Source organism: Massilia agri (assembly GCF_024753255.1).
Taxonomy (GTDB): Bacteria; Pseudomonadota; Gammaproteobacteria; order Burkholderiales; family Burkholderiaceae_D; genus Telluria; species Telluria agri.
The window spans coordinates 95210-116667 of record NZ_JANUHA010000002.1; the positions used below are offsets into that span (position 1 = coordinate 95210).

The following is a 21458-nucleotide window of genomic DNA, read 5'->3' on the forward strand; positions in this document are numbered from 1 at the left end:
GCAATGATATGCTTGTCGCCATGCCCACTGTACTGATCATCGACGACAACGCCGCGGTCGCCATCGCTCTCGAGGTCCTGTTCTCCCTCCACGACATCGCCTCGCTGCGCGCGGCTTCGCCGGAAGAGGGACTGGCCATTCTCGAGCGCGAGGCGGTGGACCTGGTCATCCAGGACATGAACTTCACGGCTGACACGACCTCGGGCGAGGAAGGCGTGGCCCTGTTCCGCGAGATCCGCCGGCGCCACCCCGACCTGCCGGTGATCCTGCTCACCGCCTGGACCCACCTGGACGCGGCCGTGGAGCTGATCAAGGCCGGCGCCGCCGACTACCTGTCGAAACCCTGGAACGACGAGCGCCTGCTCACCACGGTCACCAACCTGATCGAGCTGGGCCAGGCCAACCGCGCCCTCAGCCAGCGCCTGCAGCGCGAACGCAAGGCCAGGCGCGAGCTGGAACAGAATTTCGACCTGCGCGGCCTGGTCTGGCAGGACCCGGCCACCGAACGCGTGCTCACCCTGGCCTGCCAGGTGGCGCGCGCCGACGTGCCGGTCCTGATCACGGGCCCGAACGGCACCGGCAAGGAGCGCATCGCCGAGATCATCCAGGCCAATTCGCAGGTGGCGAACGGGCCCTTCGTGGTGCTCAACTGCGGCGCCCTGCCCTCCGAGCTGATCGAGGCCGAGCTGTTCGGCGCGGACGCCGGCGCCTACACCGGCGCCTCGAAAGCACGCGAAGGCAAGTTCGAGGCAGCCGACGGCGGCACCCTCTTCCTCGACGAGATCGGCAACCTGCCGCTGGCCGGGCAGATGAAGCTCCTGCGCGTGCTGGAGACCGGCCGCTTCGAGCGCCTCGGCTCGAACCGCGAGCGCCAGGTCAAGGTGCGCGTGATCAGCGCCACCAATGCCGACCTGTCCGCCATGATCCGCGCCGGGACCTTCCGCGAAGACCTGTTCTACCGCCTCAACGTGATCGAGCTGCGCCTGCCGCCACTCGCCGCGCGTCCGGGCGACATCCTGCCCCTGGCCCTGTCCTTCCTGCGCGGGAAGACCCTGCATCCATCCGCGGAGAACGCCCTGCTGGCCCACAACTGGCCCGGCAATGTGCGCGAACTGAAGAACGTGATGGCGCGCGCCAGCCTGCTGGCGCAAGGCGCGGTGATCAAGGCGGCCGACCTCGGCCTGCCGCTGGCCGTCGGGAGCAGCCACGATGCGGAACCCGACCGCGAGGCCATCGTCCAGGCCCTGGCCCGCGCCAATGGCGTGGTGGCCCAGGCGTCCAGCGAACTCGGACTGTCGCGCCAGGCCCTGTACCGGCGCATGGAGCGGCTCGGCATCGCACGCACGGCATGAGCGGGGAGCGCCGGGGTTTTCGCCTCTCGCTGGTCACGCGCTGGTCGGCGCTGGTCGGCACCCTGCTCGCCCTCGGCATCCTGATCGCCCTCGGGCTGGACCACTTCTTCCCCGGGCAGCCGGTACTGGTCTTCTGCGCATGCCTGCTGGCCATCGTCCCGATCTCCATCATCACCATCCGCTCGCAGATCCAGCCCATCCTGTCGCTGTTCCGCGCGCTGGAGGGCACGGTGACGAGCTACCGGGACGGCGACTTCTCCTTCAGCCTGCACTGGCCGCAGAACGACGAGCTGGCCGACCTGATCGCCGCCCACAACGAGCTCGGCAAGGTGCTGCGCGAGCAGCGCCTCGGCCTGGTGCAGCGCGAACTGCTGCTCGATACCATGGTCCAGAACACGCCGGTGGCCATGCTGCTGGTGACCGACTCCGGCGCCGGCAGCGGCGCCATCGTCTACGCCAACCTGGCCGCGCGCCAGCTGCTGTCCGAAGGCCGCAAGCTGGAAGGCCACCAGCTGGGCGAAGTGCTCGAACATGCGGCGCCGGCCCTGAAGGAAGCGCTGGCGCGCGGCGGCGACGGCCTGTTCACCGCCGGCGAAGCCGAGGACGAAGAGGTCTACCACCTGGCGCGCTCGAGCTTCACCCTGAACGGCCGGCGCCACGAGCTGCTGCTGCTGCGCCACCTCACCCTTGAATTGCGGCGCCAGGAAGTGCAGACCTGGAAGAAGGTGATCCGCGTGATCAGCCATGAACTCAACAACTCGCTGGCGCCGCTCGCCTCGCTGGCGCATTCCGGCGCGGAGCTGGTGCGGCGCGGCCAGACCGAGCGCCTGCCGCAGATCCTGCAGACCATCGGCGAGCGCACCCGCCACCTCGAAACCTTCATCCTCGGCTACGCGCGCTTCGCCAAGCTGCCGGCGCCGCGCCTGGAGCCGACGCCCTGGGACGCGTTTGTCGGCCGGCTGGCCGACCAGGTGGCCTTCCGCCTCGCCGGCGAACTGCCCTCGGCGCCGGCCTGGATCGATGCGGCGCAGATGGAACAGGCCCTGCTCAACCTGCTGAAGAACGCCCACGAATCGGGCTCCGTCCCTGGCGACGTCGAGCTAAGCGTGCGGCGGGTGCAGGACGCCCTGCGCATCGACGTGCTGGACCGCGGCGCGGGCATGAGTGACGCCGTGCTCGCCAACGCCCTCGTGCCCTTCTATTCGACCAAGCGCAGCGGCACCGGCCTCGGGCTGGCGCTGGCGCGTGAGATCGCCGAAGCCCACGGCGGCCGCATCCTGCTGTCCAATCGCGAGGGCGGCGGCCTGGCCGTCACCCTCATCCTTCCCATCCTGCCCGGAAGCCCGGCATGAAAATCATCGGCAAGACCACCTCGATCAACGTCCGCAAGGTCTTGTGGACCTGCGCCGAACTCGGCCTGTCCTACGAGCGCGAGGACTGGAACGCCACGCACGCGGCGCTCAATCCGAATGCGATGGTGCCGGTGCTGGTCGATGGCGACCTGGTGCTGTGGGAGTCGAACACGATCTGCCGTTACCTGGCTACCCGATACGCTTCCGCGCTGCTGCCGGCGGACGCCCAGGGCCGCGCCCGTGTGGAGCAGTGGATGGACTGGCAGGCGACCGAACTGAACGCGGCCTGGCGCTATGCCTTCATGGCGCTGGTGCGCAAGTCGCCGCTCCACCAGGACCCTGCCCTGATCGCGGCCGGCATCGTCGCGTGGAACCGCCACATCGGCATCCTCGACGCGCAGCTCGGCAAGACCGGCGCCTATGCCGCGGGTGAACACTTCACGCTGGCCGACGTCGTGCTCGGCCTGTCGGTCAACCGCTGGATGATGACGCCGATGGCGCGGCCGGATTACCGCCACGTGGCCGCCTATTACGAGCGTCTAAGCGAACGGCAGGGCTTCCGCGAGTTCGGGCGCAACGGTATCGCGTAGGGTGGACGGGTCCCCCGTCCGGGCGTTCAAGTACTTCATGAGCCGCTACTACGCATCCGGGAGTTGAACGCGCGGTCGGCGAAGCCGACCACCCTACGGTATCATCCTCCCCATGCCTCCCTCGTACTCCCGCATCGATCCCCGCTTCGCCCAACCCGGCCATCCGCCCGCCACCATCGACGAATTCGACGGCGTGCGCTTCCTGCACCTCGGCACCTCCTGGGTGCAGGGCGCCATGCGCCTGTCCAAGCCGGACGCGATCGAGCTCGAATACGTGCAGATGATGATGATGTGGACGCTGTTCCAGGATGCGCCGCGCCACATCGTCCAGCTGGGCCTGGGCAGCGCCGCGCTGACCAAGTTCTGCTACCGGCGCTTCCCGGACGCCCAGGTCACGGCGGCCGAGCTGAATCCCAATGTGATCGCCATCTGCCGCGCCCTGTTCGGCCTGCCCGAGAACGATGCGCGCCTCGACGTGCGCGAGATGAACGCCCTCGACTTCGTGCTCGACGCCGACAACCATGGCAAGGTCGATGTGCTGCAGGTCGACCTCTACGACCACGACGCCCGCGGCCCGGTGCTCGACTCGCTCGACTTCTACCAGGGCTGCTACGACTGCCTGACGAGCGACGGCATCATGACGGCCAACGTCTTCGGTGACTTCAACAGCTACGACAAGAACCTGCTCACCATGCAGCAGGTTTTCGACGCCGTGGTCTGGCTGCCCGAGGTGCACGACGCGAACATCGTGGTCCTCGCCTTCAAGAACGCCCCGCAGATCGACTTCGCGCTGCTGTACGAACGCGCCGCCGAGATCCGGCGGCGCTACAACCTGCCTGCGAAAAACTGGGTCAACGGTTTGAAGGAATGGATGCGCGACCACGCCTGATCGACATGCGCGATTGCCACATTCTCCCCCGCTTGTAAAGCATCTCCCCCGCCATTTTCGTCAATACGCATAATTTCCAAAAAGTGTTGCGTCCTGCACAGTTGACACTTGTACTTACGGAAATGTTTGCGCAGAATCAATTAGCCGCAGTTATAGGCGGCTTAGTTTTCGTGATGGCGATCTAACTCAAACGAAGGGGACAAGATGGTGAATCAAGGGAAGAAACAGGCACTGCTGGTAACGGCACTGGTATCGGCGATGGCCTCGGCGTTCGCGCAGGAAGCGGCGAACAATGCGGCGCAATCCGATACGGCGACGGTGGTGGTGCTGGGTTCGCGGACCCAGGCCAAGACGGCGCTGGATACCGCCGTGCCCGTGGGCCTGATCAACGCGAAAGACCTGCAGTCGGCCGGCTCGCTCGAACTCGGCAAGGTGCTGCAGGATCTCGACCCCTCCTTCAATTTCACGACCACCTTCATCAGCGACGGCACCGACATCATCCGTCCGGCCACCCTGCGCGGCCTCGGCCCCGACCAGCTCCTCGTGCTCGTGAACGGCAAGCGCCGCCACCAGCAGGCCCTGGTCAACGTGCAGCAGACCATCGGCCGCGGCTCGGCCGGCACCGACATCAACGCCATTCCCCTGTCGGCCATCCAGTCGATCGAGGTGCTGCGCGACGGCGCGGCCGCGCAGTACGGCTCGGATGCGATCGCCGGCGTGATCAACATCGTGCTGAAGAAGGGCGCCACCGACACGCAACTCAGCGCCAGCGCCGGCACCACCAGCGAAGGCGACGGCGACACCTATACCGCCAGTGCGCACAAGGGCTTCGCGCTCGGCGCGGACGGCGGCTACCTGAACCTGTCGGTCGAGGGCCGGCGCCGCAACGAGACCAACCGCGCCGGCGTCGATACGCTGCGCGTGGATCCGCCGCGCGTGACCCAGCGCATCGGCGACAGCCTCGCCAAGGACGGCTACGTCTGGATGAACGCCTCGCTGCCGGTCGGCAGCGGCGAACTGTACACCTTCGGCGGCGCCTCCAAGCGCCGCGGCGATTCGGGAGGCTTCTACCGCTCCGCCGGCGACGACCGCAACGTGCCGGCGCTCTACCCGAACGGCTTCCTGCCGAACATCGTCACCACCGTCAAGGACGCCTCGCTCGGGGTCGGCTACCGCCACGACCTGACGGGCGACTGGAGCGTGGACCTGAGCGTCAACCACGGCCGCAGCGAGCTCGGTTTCCACGAGCGCAATTCGGTCAACGTCAGCTACTACTACGAGAACGGCAGCTCGCCCACCTCGGCCGATACCGGCAAGCTGAAGTTCGACCAGACCACCCTGAACCTCGACTTCAAGGGTTCGCTCCAGGTCGCGGGCAGCCCGCTCTACATCGGCGCGGGCTTCGAATGGCGCGAGGATAACTACCAGATCGTCGCCGGCGACCCGGTCTCCTACCAGTACGGCCGCACCAACGATCCGCGCAAGGTCATCCTCAACCAGAACGGCGGCATCGCGGCCTCCGGCATCCAGGGCTTCCCGGGCTATACCCCCGGCACCGAAGTGGACGACGGCCGCCACAACACCGCCTACTACCTGGACCTCGAGCGCAAGATCGACGCGCTGTCGCTGGGCGCGGCGGTGCGCCACGAGCGCTACTCGGACTTCGGCAACACCACCATCGGCAAACTGAGCCTGCGCTACGACCCGTCGCGCACCATCGGCCTGCGCGCCAGCGGCTCGACCGGCTTCCGCGCGCCGGGCGTGCAGCAAAAGTTCTACAGCTCGGTGTCCACCAACCTGAACGCCGCCGGCGTGCTGACCGAGACCCTGACGGCACGCGAGAACAGCCCGGTGACCCGCGCCTTCGGCATCGCGCCGCTGCAGGAAGAAACGTCGAAAAGCGCCAGCATCGGCATGATCCTGCGCCCGACCAGCAACTTCTCGGTGACGGCCGACCTGTACCGCACCAACATCGACGACCGCATCGTGTTCTCGAGCGTGATCAGTCCGGAGTCGGGCGCCTGCGCGACCGCCGCGGCCTGCCCGATCAAGGCCATCCTCGATCCGCTGCGCGTGGGCCAGGCCCAGTTCTTCACCAATGCGATCGACACCACGACGACCGGCTTCGACCTGGTGGCCCAGCACACCACGCGCGGGCAAGGCTCGACCCTGGTGCTGTCCGGCCAGCTCGGCTTCAATCGCACCAAGGTGAAGGATCGCCACTCGCAGTCCTCGGTGCTCACCGGCGCCCAGCTCTTCGACGACAGCCAGGTGACCCTGATCGAGAAGGGCCAGCCGCGCCAGCACCACGTCGTCGCCGCTGACTACACCACCGGCCCGTGGAACGGGACGGTGCGCGCCAACTACTTCGGCGAAGTCGAGGGCCAGGGCTTCACGCCGGGCTTCATCCAGAAGTGGGATGCGAAGTGGATCGTCGACCTGACCGCGCGCTACAGCTTCACGAAGAAGCTGAGCCTGTCGCTTGGGGTCAACAACCTGTTCGACACCTACCCGACCAAGTGGGATCCGGTCAAGGCGGCGCCCTTCCCGCAGCTGGGCTTCACCCACTGCTGGGAGACCTGCCCGTTCGGGATCAATGGCCGCTCGATGTACGCGAAGGTGGATTACGCCTTCTGACGCGGCGCGGGCGGGAACGGCTATGCCGGTCCCGCCTTCTTCTTCGGCCCGGCCTTGCCGGGCTTTTTCGCTTTCGGCGGCGGCATCAGGGCCGCCGTCTCGACGATCAGGCGGCGCAGGGCGTCCGGATCGTCGAGCAGCTCGTCGGCAATGGGATAGTCTTTGGCGCCCGGATAAGGCGGCCCCTGCGGCAGGTCCGGCGCCAGCAGGACGGCCGCCTGCGAGGGCTTGATGAACAGGCTGTTGTCGCAGGCAAAAGCCACCACGATGCCGTCCAGGTAGAGCGCATACTCGCCGAACATCTTCCTGCTGGTGAGCCGCGCGCCCAGGCCGCTCTGTTCGATGATGTAGTCGACGAAATGGCTGTCGGTTGCCACGCTTGTCCTCCTAACGGCGCTCGCGCCACCACAGCAATAGCATCGCCAGCGCGAACACGGCGGCGAAGGGCCAGGCCGGGAAGGCGCGCGCCGCCCCTTCCAGCGCCCTGGCCGGGGTACGCGCCATGTAGCGCGCCGTCGCATCCCGCCGCTGCGCGGCCTGCCACTGCGGCCAATCCTCCGGCGCGTAGACGTAGAGCGCGTGAACGCCCGCCTTCGCATCCTTCAGTTCCAACCAGCCCGATTGCGTCGGCCAGACGGCCACGCAGGCGGAATCGATTCGCGGCGTCCATGTGCGCGTCAGCTTCAGCGCGGGGAAGTCGACCTCGCCGCTCACGCCGCGTGCGCACACTTCCATGCGCTGGCCGGGCAGTGGCATTTCTTCCGGCTCCAGCCACTCGACTTCCCTGGGCAGTTCCACGCCAACGCGGTCCAGCACGTCCTGCCACCACAGGGCCAGGGCCTGCGGTTCGGCGATCGCATGGCGGTGCCATTCGGCGGCGCCCAGCCAGGCGATGCGGCCCTTTTGCCAGGCACGCGTCCACACCAGATTGTCCGAGCCCGTCCACTCGCCCGCCTCGCGTGCGGCCGGGTTAAGCGGCGCTACCGCCAGTTCCAGCGGCCCCTCGGTCTTCGCGTCAGCCGGCTGCGCCTTCAGGGGCAGTTCCAGGGTGCGCGACCAGAAGGCCGGGGCGTTGGCGTTCGCGCCCAGTACCAGCAGGGGCAGGCCGCCGGCGACACGGCCCAGCAGTGCGGAACGCTCTCCAGCGCCCGCGCGTTCGAACCAGGCTGCGTCGACGACCAGCAGGTTAGGCTCCTGCATGTCCTCGCGCGGCAGCTCGCTGCGCTTGATGTCGCGACCAAGCACCACCTGCCAGTCCAGCAGTGCGCCGCTGCCGGCCAGCAGTTCGTTCAGGGTACGCAGGTCGAAGGACGGTGCGCCGAAGCGACCCTGTACCTGCAGGATCGCAGGTTCATGCACCGTCAGCGGCACCGGGCCCTCGGCGATCTTCTTGCCGTCCTTGTCCAGCAGGCGTGCGCGCAGCACCATGCGCTCAGCCAGCGGCGGCATCCAGTCGACCGTCAGGTCGCCTTTGCCGCGCGCTTCGCCGATCGGCTGGCCGTTCTCGGCCAACAACTGTAAATGCGCTTCCGTCTTTTCCTCGCGCTGCAGGCGCAGCGTGAACGTGCGGCCGAGCGCGAGCCGGCGCGGAAAGTCCAGGCGCATGGCGCCGCCCCTGGGCTGTTCCCATTGCAGGGGCAAGGCCGGCAGGTCGTTCCACTGCGCGGCGCGCAAGCCGTCGTCCTTTACCGAGAAACCGCGTACGCCGGCAAGTAGAGGCGCCGGCATTCCCGGTTCCAGCGCGAGCACGCGGCCGCTATCGCCCGGAACACGCAGGCCGGCGGCGAACAGACCGAGGGCGATGGCGGCGACCAGCACCAGCAAGGCGTCGATCCATTGGCGGCGGCGCGCATACAGGGCGGCGCTCACGAGGCCCGTCGCGCCGATCAGCACCAGCATCCAGATCCCGTTCATTTCGGCATCCATCATTTCCCACCCTCGCGCCAGGCACGCAGGAATGGTGTTTCTACCTTGTCGCGTGCCTGCAGCAGCACCTTGCCCTGCCCTGCGCCGGCGCGCAACCAGGCCCTCAGCACGGGACGGCTGGCTGCGCGGCCGTCCGCCACGTCCTGGATCGCGCCCTGGGCGGCCAGGCGCTGCTCGTCATCCTTGATGTGGGTGCGCACCCAGTCGTGGGCGCTGCGCGTCCACAGCGCCGGCAACGGGCCGTCGTTCGAGAGGGCCTGCACCAGCTGGCGCACGTCTTCCGGCACGCGCTCCTCGCCTCCGGCCTGCTCGCGGCGGTAACTCGCGGCGCCAACCATGTCGCCGCTCATGCGCTTCTCTTCCTTGATCGGCGGCGGCACGAAGGCGGTCTTGTGCAGGTAGACGCGCTCGGCCTGTTGCAGCTCCTTGATCGCCTCCAGCGCCTTGTGCTCGGGCGGCAGCGCGACTTTCGGCGTGATCGCACGCAAGGCCTTTTCGGCGTCCCACATCGCGGCCAGCGCGCGGCGCAGCACCTTCTTGGTCGCCTCGTCGTAGAGGGTGGCGTTCTCGGCCTCGTCGTGGGCGTGGCCGTAGGTGTGCAGGATGTCCTGCTTGCTTCCCTCACCCGGACCATGGTCGCCATGGTCATCGTGGTCGTCCTCGCCATCGGCGAACAGCGACGACTCCTCGCCCAGGAACTGGCCATAGCGGCGGCGCAGCGCGCCCTGGTCGGCCGCGATCTTCTGGCTGCGCTCGCGCACGGCGTCCTCGCCCATCTTCGTGCTGCGCATGTCGGCGACGAGCTGCTCGGTATCGATGATGATCTGGCGCTGGCTGCGCAGGCTCTGCGGCTTGACCAGCATCGGCATCGCCGCGCTTTCTTCTTCAGCTTCTTCTGGCGGCGCGGGCAGGCGCAGCGTGTAGGTGGGCGACTGCACCGTGTGCGGCTTCTCCGCATTGTCGATGGCGCGCACGAAGAAGTAGAGTTCGTCGCCCGGCTCCATGCCCAGTTCCGCCAACGACCACTGCTTCGACCAGTTGCGCCGTTTCGGGTCGGGGCCGGCAGGCAGCGGCATTTCGCGGTCGGTGAAGCGGATGTTCTCGCCGCTGCCGCGCGCCAGCGTCATGTGCAGGGTGGCGCGCCTGATGGCGTAGTCGTCGCGTATCTGCACGCCCATGGCGGCGCTGGTCGCCGTATCAAGCAGCTCCTGCACCATCTGCGTTGGGGCCGTGATCGTGATCTCGGGCGGCTGGTCGGGAATGACCTTGATCGTGTAGCGCTTGCCGCGCCAGCGCCAGAACACCGATTCGGCAGCAGTCCAGCGCGCGCACTCGCGGCCCGGCCTGAACACCTGGCCATTGCTGGCTTCGATGGTCTCTTCCGTGGCGCTCGGGTCCATCACGCACCACATGACGAGGGTCTGCTCCGGCACCTGCAGGTCGCGCGGCGTGGTCTCGACCGGCTGCACGCCGGTATAGCCCGGCGGCGCCGTGCGCACGATGACCTGGTTGGCGGCAAGGGTGGCCATCGCAGGCCGGGGGCGGGTCTGCGCCACGGCGCTGCCCTGTGGCGCGCCGGCGCCCGCGAACCAGATGCCGGCGGCCGCGATGGCGCTGCCGAGCAGCCAGGGTGCTCCCGCCTTGATGCGGCCGCGCGCGATGGCGCGCAGCTGCGGCGCCCCGACGCTGGCGTCGATGCGCTCCAACAGGCGCTTCCTCTGCAGCTGGGCGACCGGCGTCGGCGCGTGCTCGAGCAGCGCGCTGCTGTCTTCCATTTCCGGCACGGCGCCATCGATCCAGGACGTCCATTCGATGGCGACGCCGCGCCGCAGGACGGCCCAGTCCCAGGCGCAGAAGGCGCTCCAGGCGATCAGCCCTGGCGCCGAACGGATGAGCAGCCAGGGCAGCGCGCCCACGATCCACAGGGGCAGGCGGCGCAACTGGGCGGCGCGCCAGACGCGCCGGACGATCTCAGCGCCTTCTTGCATGGCTCAGGATCCTTTCAAGTACGAACAGGGCCACGAGCACGGCCATCAGGATGCCGCGCAGCGCGCCGCTCGGCTCGGGGGCGCGGACGCTGGCGGTGGCATCGAACACGCGTGCCGGCATGGTGTAGGCCGGCGGGCCGGCATGCAGGCGCTGCCAGTCCTCCAGCAGCGTGCGCGCCGCTTCCGCCGTCTGCGGCGGCCAGCTCGCGGCATGCCAGAGGCGGCCGCGCGGGCTGTCGGCGTAGTGCAGCCCGCCTACCTGCGGCGCTTTCTTCAGTTCGGGGAAGGCCGTCGTATCGGCAACCAGCCACAGGGGCGCGCGCAGCGATGCCGGTGGCGCGTCCGGACGGTCCCAGACGATCAGGGAAGTCTTGGCTCCGGGCGCCTCGTCGAAGACCGCGCCCTGGCCGGCGAAGACGCGCCGCCACTGTTCGAGGCGCGTACTGGCGATGTGCACATGGCGTTCGGCTCGCTCGAACGGGCGCGCCAGCGTGCGCACCTCGATGCGGCGGCCGAACTCGGGCGCCATGGCCGGCATCGGGATGTCGCCCAGGACCAGCAGGCGGGCATCAGGCCGCCATTCCCGCTGGTGCGTGCGCAGGAAAGCAATCGCCTGCCCCGCCGGCAGCGACAGGCGCTCGGCCTTGCTCAATCCGGCCTGCGCTGCTTCGCGCTCGGCCCACTGGGCGTCGGTCCCTTCCGCCACAATGACGGTGTCGCCACGCGAGGGCATGACCGGATCGGCCAGCCAGGCGATCGCGCAGGCCAGCAGCAGGCAGCGCACCAGCAGCAGGAGCAGATCTTGCCAAGACCATTCGCGCGTCTGGCGCGGTTCGGTACGCGGCAGGAAGCGGCTGGTCGCCAGCGGCTCGGCCTTGTGCTGTTCGCGCTTCTTCCGGTGCCACCAGACCGGCAGCAGCAGGATGGGCAGCGCCAGCCACCATAGCGCGTTCATGGGCGGCTCCCGGGTTTGCGCAACCACAGGCGCAGCACTTCGCCGGGCGGCTGCTCGATGCGCGCCGTCACCAGGGGAATGTCGGCCTTGCGGCAGCTGGACGTGACCTGGGCAAAGTGTTCGTCACGGGCGCGGCGATACCCCTCCTTCAGGTCGGCGCCGAAGCGGAATACGCCGGATGCCTGTTCGGGGTCGCGGTAGGCCGCGTTCGAAGAAAAGCTGGCGTCGACCTCGGCCTGGGTCTGCAGGCAGAGCACGCGTACGTCGTGGCGCATGCCGCGCAGGCGGGTCAAGGCTTGCGACAGCGGCGACGGCCAGTCGAGCAGGTCGCTGGCGGCAAAGATGACGCTGGGTGACTGGACGAAGTGCAGGCTGGCGCGCAGGGTGTCGGCATCCGGCAGCCCGCCTTCGGGCTGCACCCGGCTCAGCTGCAGCAGCACGCGCTGCAGCTGGCGCGGGCCGCGTATGGCCGGGGTGAACTGGACGCGGCCAGCGTTCAGGACGACGAGACCGAAAGCATCGCCCTGGCGCTGGGCGATGGCCGCCACGCAGCCGAGCAGCGTGCGGGCATAGGCCAGCTTGTCCACGCCGCCAATCTCGCGGCTGGGTTCCTGCATCGAGGCGCTGGCGTCCAGCAGCAGCCAGACGGCCACGTGGCTGTCGCGCTCGGCCTCGCGCACGAAGTAGCGGTCGGCGCGCGCCAAGAGCTTCCAGTCGACCCGGCGCCACTCGTCGCCGGGCGCATAGGCCCGGTATTCCGAGAATTCGACACCCGCCCCGCGCTCGCGCCCGGCGTGGATGCCGTGGCCGAGGCCCGCCAGCACGTGGCGGATCACGAGGTCGAGCTTTTGCGTGTGCGCGATCAGCGCGGTCTTCGCCAGCGACAAGATTAATCGACCCGGATCTCGTTACGCAGGGATTGCAGGATGTCGGCGATGGCGATGCCGTCGGCCTCCGCCTCGAAGTTGCGCAGCACGCGGTGCGCCAGCACCGGCAGCAGCATGGCCTGGATGTCGTCGCGGGTGACGGCGAGGCGCCCCTGCATCAGGGCACGCGCTTTGGATGCGAGCACCAGGGCCTGGCCGGCGCGCGGGCCGGCGCCCCAGCCGATATGGTTCTTCACCGCCGCCACCGTGGTCTCCGATGGGCGCGTCGCGCGCACCAGGCGGGTGGCGTAGCGCAGCAGGTGCTCGCCGATCTCGATGTCGCGCACCAGTTGCTGCAGGCGCAGCAGGTCTTCGACCGACATGGCCGGTTCCGCATCGTCCAGCCCGGCGTGGGTGGTGCGCGAGACCATCAGGACTTCCTCGTCCTCGGTCGGGTAGACCACGTCGATGCGCAGCAGGAAGCGGTCCAGCTGGGCTTCCGGCAGCGGATAGGTGCCGGCCTGCTCGATCGGGTTTTGCGTTGCCAGCACGAAGAAGGGACGCGGCAGTTTATGGGTGGTGCCCGCGAAGGTGACGGCGCGCTCCTGCATGGCTTCCAGCAGGGCCGACTGGGTCTTGGGCGGCGCGCGGTTGATCTCGTCGGCCAGCAGCACCTGGGTGAACACGGGGCCCTGCTGGAAGCGGAACACGCGCTGGCGCGTGGTGGTGTCCTCTTCGAGGATCTCGGTGCCCACGATATCCGAGGGCATCAGGTCCGGCGTGAACTGCACGCGGCGGAACTGCATGTCGGTGGCCTGGGCCAGCGACTTCACGAGCAGGGTCTTGCCCAGCCCCGGCACGCCCTCGACCAGGGCGTGGCCGCCGGCCAGCAGGCAGGTCACCAGGAGGTCGACCACTTCTTCCTGGCCGATGATGACGCGCGCCATGCTTGCTTTCAGGGCGCCGATCTTCGCACTCAAGGAGGCGATTTGCTCTTCATTCCACGCTTCCGACACTCTTCAGGCTCCCAACGCATATTGAATGATGTTGACCGCGAAGCGGGTGTTGTCGACCGCGAGGAACCGCTTGTTGCGGAAGTCGTAGTCCCACTCGCATCCGTAGTCCTTGTTCGAGTACAGCAGGCGGATGCGCCCGCCGAACTCGATGGCTTTCAGGTATTCGTGCACCAGGTCGTCGCCCCAGCCATTGAGCTCGCCCCCGGTGGTGGGCGGTCCGTCGAACTTGAAGAAGCAGGAATACAGCGGGTGCGTATTCGGGATCTTCTTCAGGGCGGAGGCGCCGAATATCTTGACCATCTCGGCCTCGAACGATTTCGCGAACAGGCCGTCGATGTCGTGGTTGCAGTCGTCCACGAAGACGAAGCCGCCGCCGCGCACGTACTTCTCGAGGTTGCGCCGCTCGCTTGGGGTGAACTGCACCAGCTTGTGTCCCGCGAAGTAGCAGAACGGCGCTTCCAGCATCTTCGGATCCGACAGGGCGACGATGCGCTCGGTCGGATCCACCCGCAAGGTGGTGTACTCGACGAGCGAGTTCAGCACGTTGCTGGGCATACGGATATCCACGTCCCAGTCGCCCGATTCGTAGCTCAGGCGCGTGAAGTAGAAATCGAAGTTCGCCATCAGAAGCGCGCCATTCAGACCGCGTCGGACAGCGAGGTGAAGTTGAAGTCGCGGACCTTCATCGGCGGCAGCACCATCTGGAAAGGCACCTCGTCGCCACCGATGATCTCCGGCTTGCCGAGCTCCTCGATGTTGTTGAGGATGGTGACCGGGCTCTCGTTGAAGCGGAAGTTCTTCACCGCGTGCTTGATCTTCCCGTTCTCGACGTAGAAGGTGCCGTCGCGCGTCAGGCCGGTGAGCAGCAGCGACTGCGGGTCGACCATGCGGATGTACCAGGTACGGGTGACCACGATGCCTTTCTTGGTGCCCGCGATCAGCTCGTCCAGCGACTTGGTGCCGCCCGCCATGATCATGTTGCCGTGGCTGGCAGTGGGAGCGTTGCCGGTCTTCTGCGCCCAATAGGGGCTGTAGCCGAGCGAGGCGACGCGGCCATTCTTGACCAGGTCGGTGCGCTTGCGGGCGAGCATGGTGTTGTCATCCCAGGGCGCCACCGGCACGTCCGGATTCCAGGGGTCGGCCCAGATATTGACCTGTTCATCGAACAGCTTGTCGCCCAGGCGGTTGCCGCCGCCCTTCTTGGCCAGGAAGCTGCGGCCCTCGTCGGCGCTGCGCGCGCTGAAGGAGCTGAACATATTGCCGAGGATTTCAGACGTTGCCGCCGGCTCCAGGATCACGGTGTAGCGGCCCGGTTCCAGCGCCTTCGCGTCGACCGAGCGCAGGGCCTTGTCGATCGCGACCGCCGCGGCTTCGCCCGCGTTGAAGCGGCGTGCATCGTTGGCCGAGCGGGTCACCCAGCCCGAACCGCGGCCATCTTCGGTACGCGCGGTGCAGGTGAAGGAGAGATCGGTGAATTCCTGGAAGCCAAACACGCCCTTCGAGTTGGCGATCGCGGAGAACCGGGTACTGTCGGTAAAGAAGCCGGCGGTGACCAGTTTCTTCGCACGCGCCTGGCCGATCGAAGCGGCCGCCACCTCGGCGCGGTAGTCCGGGTCGATCGCCGCCGTGCCGGGGACGAAGGTCTGGGTGCCGCGGAATTCCTGCGGTCCGAAGGCCGGGACGAATTCCGGATTTTCCGGCGCCAGGCGCGCCAGTTCCTCGGCGCGCCGCACGGCCTTCTCCAGCGACTTGTCGTCGAATTCATTGATGACCGCAGTGCCGGTGCGCTTGCCGAAGGCGACGCGTACGGACAGTTGGGTGTCCTCGGTCAGGCCGGCGGTCGACACGCTGTTGCGCGCGAAACGGATGTTGCCGGTGCGGTTGCCGTCGATCGAGACACTGCATTCATCGGCTTTCGAAAAACCGATCACGCGGTCGGTGATGCGCTTGGCTTGTTCCTGGTTCAGCTGTTTCATGGTGTCTCCTCCTCAACCGATCTTGCGTGCGGTGTTGATGACGTTGATGCCGTTGAATCGCGTGGTGCTCGAACCGTGCGAAACCGCGCTGACCTGGCTCGGCTGGCCCTTCCCGTCGAAGAAGGAGCCGCCCATGCGCCAGTCGCGCTCGTCGCAGATCGCGCTGCAGGCATTCCAGAATTCCTGGGTGTTGGCCTGGTAGGCCACGTCCTCCAGGGGGCCGACGATCTTGCCGTTCTTGATCTCGTAGAACAGCGTGCCGCCGAACTGGAAGTTGTAGCGCTGCTGGTCGATCGAGTAGGAGCCGCGGCCGAGGATGTAGATGCCCTTCTTGACGTCGGCCACCATCTCGTCCGGGGTCAGGCGCGCCTTGCCCGGCTCGAGCGACACGTTCGGCATGCGCTGGAACTGGATGGTGCTCCAGCTGTCGGCGTAGGAGCAGCCGTGCGATTCCTTCTCGCCGATGATGTGGGCCTGGTCGCGCGTGGCCTGGTAGTTCACCAGCACGCCGTTGCGGATGATGTCCCACTTCTTGGCGCGCACGCCCTCGTCGTCGTAGCCGATGAGGCCCAGCGAACCCGGGGTGGTGCGGTCGGCGACGAAGTTCACCCGCTCGGCGCCGTACTTGAATTTTTTCGTTTCCCACTTGTCGAGCGAGGCGAAGCTGGTGCCGGCGTAGTTGGCCTCGTAGCCGAGCACGCGGTCCAGCTCCGTCGGGTGGCCGACGTTCTCGTGGATGGTCAGGAACAGGTGTTCGGGCGAGAGCACCAGGTCGTACTTGCCCGGCTCGACCGACTTCGCCGTGAGCTTCTCGCGCGCCTGCTTGCCGGCCAGGCGCGCATCCTCGACGAGATCGTAGGACCTGGTATAGAGCGTGGTCACGCCGCCTGCCGCGCGCACCTTGTCGCCCGGCTTGGCGTCGAAGTACTCGTAGCCCATCGAGACCGGCGAGCCGAGGCCGGCGCGCGAGCGGAACTTGCCGCTGGCCTTGTCGACCGCGGTCGCGTTGATCGGCGCCCACAGGCGATGGATGTCCTGGTCGATGTAGGAGCCGTCGGTCGAGGCGAAGTATTTCTGCTGGTTGATCTGGAACAGCGAGCCGGTCATGAAGGTCGCGCCGGCGTCCAGGCCCGCCTTGTTGGCGGCGATCAGCATGTCGGCCTTTTCCTTGACCGGAATGCCGCGCCAGTCCTTCTTCATCGGCGTGGCCCAGGCCACCTCGCCCACGCCCTTCACGGGCGCCAGGCGCACCGGTTCCGTCTGCAGCTTGGCATTGGCCTTGGCGATGGCGACCGCCTGGCGCGCGGCTTCGGCGACGCCGTCCGGGCTCATGTTGTTGGTCGATGCGAAACCGTAGGCGCCATTGGCGATCACGCGCACGCCGACGCCGCTCGATTCGGTGTTGCTGATGTTCTCGACGTTCAGGTCGCGGGTGATGATGAACTGGTTCAGGTAGCGGCCGATGCGCACGTCGGCATAGCTGGCGCCGGCCTTGGTGGCGGCGTTCAGCGCGACGTCGGCGATGGCCTTCTTGGCGCTTGCGGCCATGGGATTGAGCAGCTCCTCGGCCGCGATGGCGTTGCCGAAGACGGGGACCAGCATGGCGCCCGCGGTGCCGGCGCCGATTTGGAGGAATTTACGACGTTCCATGATTTGTTCCGAGTGGGTGTCAATGGGTGGGCGGTCCCCGCCCACCCAACGGTGCTTAGACAGCGTCCGAGAGGGAAGTGAAGTTGAAATCGCGGATCTTCATCGACGGAATCAGCATCGAGTAGTTCGCCTCGTCCCCGCCGATCACGATCGGCTTGCCGATCTCCTCGATATTGTTCAGCATCGACACCGGGCTCTCGTTGAAACGGAAGTTCTTGATCGGGTGCTTGACCTTGCCGTTCTCGATGTAGAAGGTGCCGTCGCGGGTCAGGCCCGTCACCAGCACCGACTGCGGGTCGACCATGCGGATGTACCAGGTGCGGGTCACCAGCACGCCCTTCTTGGTGTTGGCGATCAGCTCGGCGGTGCTCTTGTCGGTGCCGGCCATGATGATGTTGCCGGCGCTGCCGATGGCGCGCTGGCCCTTCTGCTTGGCCCAGTACTGCGAGTAGTTCAGCGCATTGATGCGGCCGTCCTTGACCAGGTGGGTGCGCTCGCGCGGCAGCATATTGCCGTCCCACGGCAGCACCGGCACGTCCTTGTCCCAGGGGTCGGACCAGATGTTGACCTGCTGGTCGAACAGCTTGTCGCCCAGGCGGTTGGCGCCGCCCTTCTTCGACAGGAAGCTGCGGCCCTCGTCGGCCATGCGGGCATTGAAGCCGCCGATCATGAAGGTCAGCAAATCACTGGTAGCGGAAGGCTCCATCACCACGGTGTAGCGGCCCGGCTCGAGAGCCTTGGCGTCTACCGAGCGCAGCGCCTTCTCGATGGCGATGTCGGCCGCTTCGCGCGGATCGAATTTGGCGACGTCGCGCGCCGAGCGCTTGACCCAGCCCGAACCGCGGCCGTCTTCGGTACGCACGGTGCAGGTGAAGTCCAGCGAAGTGGCGACCTGGTGGCCGAACACGCCGTTGGAATTCGCGACGGTCTCGAAAGTCGAGCGGTCGGTGAAAAAGCCGGCCGAGACCAGGCCCTTCTTGCGGCAGGCTTCCATGGCGTAGGCGGCCGCCTGGGCACGGAACTCCGGATCGATGTCGGCGGTACGCTGGACGAAGGTCTCGGACGGCTTGTAGGCGGTCTTGGCGATCGCCGGCATGAATTCCGGATTCTCCGGCGCCAGGCGCGCCAGGTCTTCGGCGCGGCGCACGGCCTTTTCCAGCGACTTGTCGTCGAACTCGTTGATGGTGGCGGTGCCCTGGCGCTTGCCGAAGGCCACCTGCACCTGGATCTGGGTGTCGTCCGACAGGCCGGCGGTGGACACGGCATTGCGCGCGAAGCGGATGTTGCCGATGCGCGAGCCTTCGATGCTGACGGTGCACTCGTCGGCCTTCGACAGCGACATGACGCGGTCGGTGATGCGCTTGGTTTGCTCTTGGGTCAGGATGCTCATGTTTGCCTATGCCTCAGCCGATCTTGCGGGCGGTGTTGATCACGTTGATGCCGTTGAAGCGCGTCGTCGACGAGCCGTGTGAGACGATGCTGATCTGCGGCGGCTGGCCTTTGCCGTCGAAGAACGAGCCGCCCATGCGCCAGTCGCGCTCGTCGCAGATCGCGCTGCAGGCATTCCAGAATTCCTGGGTATTGGCCTGGTAGGCCACGTCTTCCAGCATCGGGCCGATCTTGCCGTCCTTGATCTCGTAGAACAGCTGGCCGCCGAACTGGAAGTTGTAGCGCTGCTGGTCGATCGAGAAGGAGCCGTCGCCGACGATGTAGATGCCCTTCTTGATGTCCTTGACCATCTCGTCCGGGGTGAGCTTCTTCTTGCCCGCGGCGAGCGAGACGTTAGGCATGCGCTGGAACTGCACCGAGTTCCACGAGTCGGCGTAGGAGCAGCCGTGCGATTCTTTTTCGCCGATGATGTGGGCCTGGTCGCGCGTGGCCTGGTAGTTGACCAGGATGCCGTCCTTGATGATGTCCCACTTCTTGGTCTTGACGCCCTCGTCGTCATAGCCCACGCAGCCGAGCGAACCCGGGGTGACCTTGTCGGCGTACAGGTTGACCATCGGGTTACCGTACTTGAACTTCTTGGTCTCCCACTTATCCAGGGTGGCGAAGCTGGTGCCGGCGTAGTTGGCTTCGTAGCCGAGCACGCGGTCCAGTTCCGTCGGGTGTCCGACGTTCTCGTGGATCGTCAGCCACAGGTGTTCGGGCGAGAGCATCAGGTCGTACTTGCCCGGCACGACCGATTTGGCGGTCAGCTTGGTCTTGGCATCGCGGCCCGCGGCCTTCGCGTCCTCGATGATGTCGTAGGAACCGGTGTACAAGGTGGCGACGCCGCCGGCCGCCTTGAGCTTGTGCTCGGGGCGCGCGTCCAGGTATTCGTAGCCCATGCCGACTGGCGCTCCCAGGCCGGACCTCGAGCGGAACTTGCCGGTGCCCTTGTCCACGGCCGTGGCCTGGAACGGGGCCCACAGGCGGTGCACGTCCTGCTCGATGTAGGAGCCGTCGGTCGAGGCAAAATACTTCTGCTGGTTCACCTGGAACAGCATCGAATTCATGAAGGTCGCGCCGCCTTCCATGCCGGCCTTGTTGGCCGCAATCAGCAGGTCCGCCTTTTCCTTGATCGGAACCAGGCGCCAGTCCTTCTTGATCGGCGTGGACCACGACACCTCGCCGACGCCCTTGACTGGTGCGAGACGCACCGGTTCGGACTGCAGCTTGGCGTTGGCCTTGGCGATCGCCACCGCCTGGCGCGCCGCGTTGGCGATGCCGTCGTTGCTCATGTCCGAGGTGGCGGCGAAGCCGTAGGCGCCGTTCGCGATCACGCGCACGCCCACGCCGGCCGACTCGGTATTCGCCACGTTCTCGACGTTCAGGTCGCGCGTGGTGATGTACTGGTTCAGGTAGCGGCCGATGCGCACGTCGGCATAGCTGGCGCCGGCCTTGGTGGCGGCGTTCAGCGCGACGTCGGCGAGGGCCTTCTTGGCGGCGGTGGGCATGCTGCTCAGCAGCTCTTCAGCCGCGATCGCGCGGGTAAAGGGGAGCATTGTGGAGGCGAGCGCCAGGCTGCTGAAATTTAGAAAGGTACGGCGTTCCATAAAATCTCCTGAAATCAACCTACTTCTGGGCAGCGGTCCCGCCGACGACGCGGTCCGCTCTTGTATTTACGGCGCAGGGAAAGCGGTTTTGCCGACCCCGATCGGGCCCGGCAAACTTGTCAACCTTAGCAGCAACTTGAGGTTTTGAATAGGCAATTGTTGTGCCAGATCACCGTGCCTTTTGCATGCATGAATGCATGGGCGTCCGCTGTCCGCGGAAAGTGTCCGCGACCCTGTCCGGACGGCGATTGCGGACACTTGGCCGGACATGTACAGGGGACGAATATGTATATGCGAACACTGCTTGACTGTCCGGCCCGCGTGCCTGATCATCGGCGCGGCGGCGGCGTCCCGCCCGGCCGCACAACACCATGGAGACCTCGAACCGATGAAACGACTGATCCTGGCCGCTGGTTTGGCCGCAAGCCTGGCGGCCGGCGCCGCGCAGGCCGACGACGCCCTGAAAGCCGCCATCGCGGGCGAACACCGCAGCGCCGCCAACAAGGCGCGCGACGCGGCGCGCCATCCCTACGAGACCTTGAGCTTCTTCGGCATCAAGCCGAACATGACCGTGGTGGAGCTGTCGCCTTCGGGTGGCTGGTACACCGAGATCCTGGCGCCCTACCTGCGCCAGAACGGCAAGCTGATCGGCGCGGGCGAAGCCATCGCACCGGAGAAGCGCTACGGCATGGCCTTCAAGAAGAAGCTCGATTCGAACCCGGCGATCTACGACAAGGTGGTCCCAGCCGTGTTCGAACCGCCGACCACCTACCAGATCGCGGCGCCGAACAGCGTCGACATGGTGCTCACCTTCCGCAACCTGCACAACTGGGTCGGCAACGGCGAAGACGCGCTGAAGAACACCTTCAGGGAAATCCACAAGGTCCTGAAACCGGGCGGCGTGCTGGGCATCGTCGACCACCGCCTGCCGGCCTCGATGACCCAGGATGCGAAAGCCTCGAGCGGCTACGTGCACGAGGCCTGGGTGATCAAGATGGTCGAAAGCGCCGGCTTCAAGCTGGCCGCCAAGTCCGAGGTCAATGCCAATCCGAAGGACACCGCCAATCACGAGAAGGGCGTGTGGACCCTGCCCCCGGTACTGGCCAACAAGGACAAGGACCGCGAGAAGTACATGGCGATCGGCGAGAGCGACCGCATGACGCTCAAGTTCGTCAAGCAGTAAGCCATGCCGGAGGGGCCGCCCCTCCGGTGGAATTTTGTGT

General features: G+C 66.9%; 17 protein-coding genes. 6 read left to right on the forward strand and 11 right to left on the reverse strand.

All coding sequences use genetic code 11. The features are described from left to right. Positions 1-20 precede the first annotated feature (20 nt). The 5 genes from NX780_RS03520 (at position 21) to NX780_RS03540 (ending at position 6820) form a co-directional block, all read left to right on the forward strand. On the forward strand, positions 21-1352 hold the full coding sequence (locus NX780_RS03520; protein ID WP_258826474.1) for a sigma-54-dependent transcriptional regulator: 1332 nt from the start codon (positions 21-23) through the stop codon (positions 1350-1352). Continuing rightward, entirely contained in the window at positions 1349-2704 is a 1356-nt protein-coding gene (locus NX780_RS03525; RefSeq protein WP_258826475.1) for a sensor histidine kinase, read from the forward strand. Before NX780_RS03520 ends, NX780_RS03525 begins: the two co-directional genes overlap by 4 nt. Then, positions 2701-3294 (forward strand): glutathione S-transferase family protein, encoded by a 594-nt coding sequence (locus NX780_RS03530; protein ID WP_258826476.1) that lies wholly within the window; start codon positions 2701-2703, stop codon positions 3292-3294. The genes NX780_RS03525 and NX780_RS03530 overlap by 4 nt, the downstream gene beginning before the upstream one ends. Positions 3295-3406: 112 nt before the next feature. Next, a complete protein-coding gene (locus tag NX780_RS03535; RefSeq protein WP_258826477.1) occupies positions 3407-4183 on the forward strand; it encodes a spermine/spermidine synthase domain-containing protein in 777 nt (258 codons plus the stop codon). A gap of 204 nt (positions 4184-4387) precedes the next feature. After that, positions 4388-6820 (forward strand): TonB-dependent receptor plug domain-containing protein, encoded by a 2433-nt coding sequence (locus NX780_RS03540; RefSeq protein ID WP_258826478.1) that lies wholly within the window; start codon positions 4388-4390, stop codon positions 6818-6820. A 20-nt stretch (positions 6821-6840) separates the two neighbouring features. Here NX780_RS03540 and NX780_RS03545 read toward each other — a convergent pair whose 3' ends face one another. The 11 genes from NX780_RS03545 to NX780_RS03595 are packed head-to-tail and all read right to left on the reverse strand — an operon-like array spanning position 6841 to position 20235. Then, positions 6841-7197 carry a TfoX/Sxy family protein gene (locus tag NX780_RS03545; RefSeq protein ID WP_258826479.1) on the reverse strand — a complete coding sequence of 119 codons (357 nt, stop codon included), beginning with the start codon at positions 7195-7197 and terminating at the stop codon, positions 6841-6843. Positions 7198-7207: 10 nt separating this feature from the next. Further along, positions 7208-8734 carry a hypothetical protein gene (locus NX780_RS03550; protein ID WP_258826480.1) on the reverse strand — a complete coding sequence of 509 codons (1527 nt, stop codon included), beginning with the start codon at positions 8732-8734 and terminating at the stop codon, positions 7208-7210. A gap of 11 nt (positions 8735-8745) precedes the next feature. Then, positions 8746-10734 carry a DUF4175 domain-containing protein gene (locus tag NX780_RS03555; protein ID WP_258826481.1) on the reverse strand — a complete coding sequence of 663 codons (1989 nt, stop codon included), beginning with the start codon at positions 10732-10734 and terminating at the stop codon, positions 8746-8748. Beyond that, entirely contained in the window at positions 10718-11689 is a 972-nt protein-coding gene (locus NX780_RS03560; RefSeq protein WP_258826482.1) for a BatA domain-containing protein, read from the reverse strand. The genes NX780_RS03555 and NX780_RS03560 overlap by 17 nt, the downstream gene beginning before the upstream one ends. Beyond that, entirely contained in the window at positions 11686-12576 is an 891-nt protein-coding gene (locus tag NX780_RS03565; RefSeq protein ID WP_258826483.1) for a DUF58 domain-containing protein, read from the reverse strand. The genes NX780_RS03560 and NX780_RS03565 overlap by 4 nt, the downstream gene beginning before the upstream one ends. Before the next feature lie 2 nt (positions 12577-12578). Continuing rightward, entirely contained in the window at positions 12579-13535 is a 957-nt protein-coding gene (locus NX780_RS03570) for an AAA family ATPase (RefSeq protein ID WP_441294990.1), read from the reverse strand. Positions 13536-13574: 39 nt separating this feature from the next. Further along, the gene (locus NX780_RS03575; RefSeq protein ID WP_258826484.1) at positions 13575-14195 is read right to left on the reverse strand and encodes a DUF4159 domain-containing protein; all 621 of its coding nucleotides are present in this window, start codon (positions 14193-14195) and stop codon (positions 13575-13577) included. 14 nt (positions 14196-14209) lie between these two features. Next, entirely contained in the window at positions 14210-15547 is a 1338-nt protein-coding gene (locus tag NX780_RS03580; protein WP_258826485.1) for a TldD/PmbA family protein, read from the reverse strand. Between the two features lie 12 nt (positions 15548-15559). Further along, a complete protein-coding gene (locus NX780_RS03585; protein ID WP_258826486.1) occupies positions 15560-17197 on the reverse strand; it encodes a TldD/PmbA family protein in 1638 nt (545 codons plus the stop codon). 55 nt (positions 17198-17252) lie between these two features. Beyond that, positions 17253-18587: a TldD/PmbA family protein gene (locus NX780_RS03590; protein ID WP_258826487.1), complete on the reverse strand. Its 1335-nt coding sequence runs from the start codon at positions 18585-18587 to the stop codon at positions 17253-17255. Between the two features lie 13 nt (positions 18588-18600). Continuing rightward, positions 18601-20235 (reverse strand): TldD/PmbA family protein, encoded by a 1635-nt coding sequence (locus NX780_RS03595; protein ID WP_258826488.1) that lies wholly within the window; start codon positions 20233-20235, stop codon positions 18601-18603. Positions 20236-20623: 388 nt separating this feature from the next. On the opposite strand from NX780_RS03595, the gene NX780_RS03600 reads away from it, so the two are divergent. Further along, on the forward strand, positions 20624-21418 hold the full coding sequence (locus NX780_RS03600; protein ID WP_258826489.1) for a class I SAM-dependent methyltransferase: 795 nt from the start codon (positions 20624-20626) through the stop codon (positions 21416-21418). Positions 21419-21458: the final 40 nt, after the last annotated feature.

Coding starts and splice junctions, on each gene's coding strand:
- NX780_RS03590 (WP_258826487.1), bottom strand. CDS start 18,587: ATGAGCATCCTGACCCAAGAGCAAACCAAGCGCATCACCGACCGCGTC.
- NX780_RS03540 (WP_258826478.1), top strand. CDS start 4,388: ATGGTGAATCAAGGGAAGAAACAGGCACTGCTGGTAACGGCACTGGTA.
- NX780_RS03575 (WP_258826484.1), bottom strand. CDS start 14,195: ATGGCGAACTTCGATTTCTACTTCACGCGCCTGAGCTACGAATCGGGC.
- NX780_RS03520 (WP_258826474.1), top strand. CDS start 21: ATGCCCACTGTACTGATCATCGACGACAACGCCGCGGTCGCCATCGCT.
- NX780_RS03600 (WP_258826489.1), top strand. CDS start 20,624: ATGAAACGACTGATCCTGGCCGCTGGTTTGGCCGCAAGCCTGGCGGCC.
- NX780_RS03585 (WP_258826486.1), bottom strand. CDS start 17,197: ATGGAACGTCGTAAATTCCTCCAAATCGGCGCCGGCACCGCGGGCGCC.
- NX780_RS03535 (WP_258826477.1), top strand. CDS start 3,407: ATGCCTCCCTCGTACTCCCGCATCGATCCCCGCTTCGCCCAACCCGGC.
- NX780_RS03595 (WP_258826488.1), bottom strand. CDS start 20,235: ATGGAACGCCGTACCTTTCTAAATTTCAGCAGCCTGGCGCTCGCCTCC.
- NX780_RS03580 (WP_258826485.1), bottom strand. CDS start 15,547: ATGAAACAGCTGAACCAGGAACAAGCCAAGCGCATCACCGACCGCGTG.
- NX780_RS03530 (WP_258826476.1), top strand. CDS start 2,701: ATGAAAATCATCGGCAAGACCACCTCGATCAACGTCCGCAAGGTCTTG.
- NX780_RS03555 (WP_258826481.1), bottom strand. CDS start 10,734: ATGCAAGAAGGCGCTGAGATCGTCCGGCGCGTCTGGCGCGCCGCCCAG.
- NX780_RS03560 (WP_258826482.1), bottom strand. CDS start 11,689: ATGAACGCGCTATGGTGGCTGGCGCTGCCCATCCTGCTGCTGCCGGTC.
- NX780_RS03525 (WP_258826475.1), top strand. CDS start 1,349: ATGAGCGGGGAGCGCCGGGGTTTTCGCCTCTCGCTGGTCACGCGCTGG.
- NX780_RS03550 (WP_258826480.1), bottom strand. CDS start 8,734: ATGAACGGGATCTGGATGCTGGTGCTGATCGGCGCGACGGGCCTCGTG.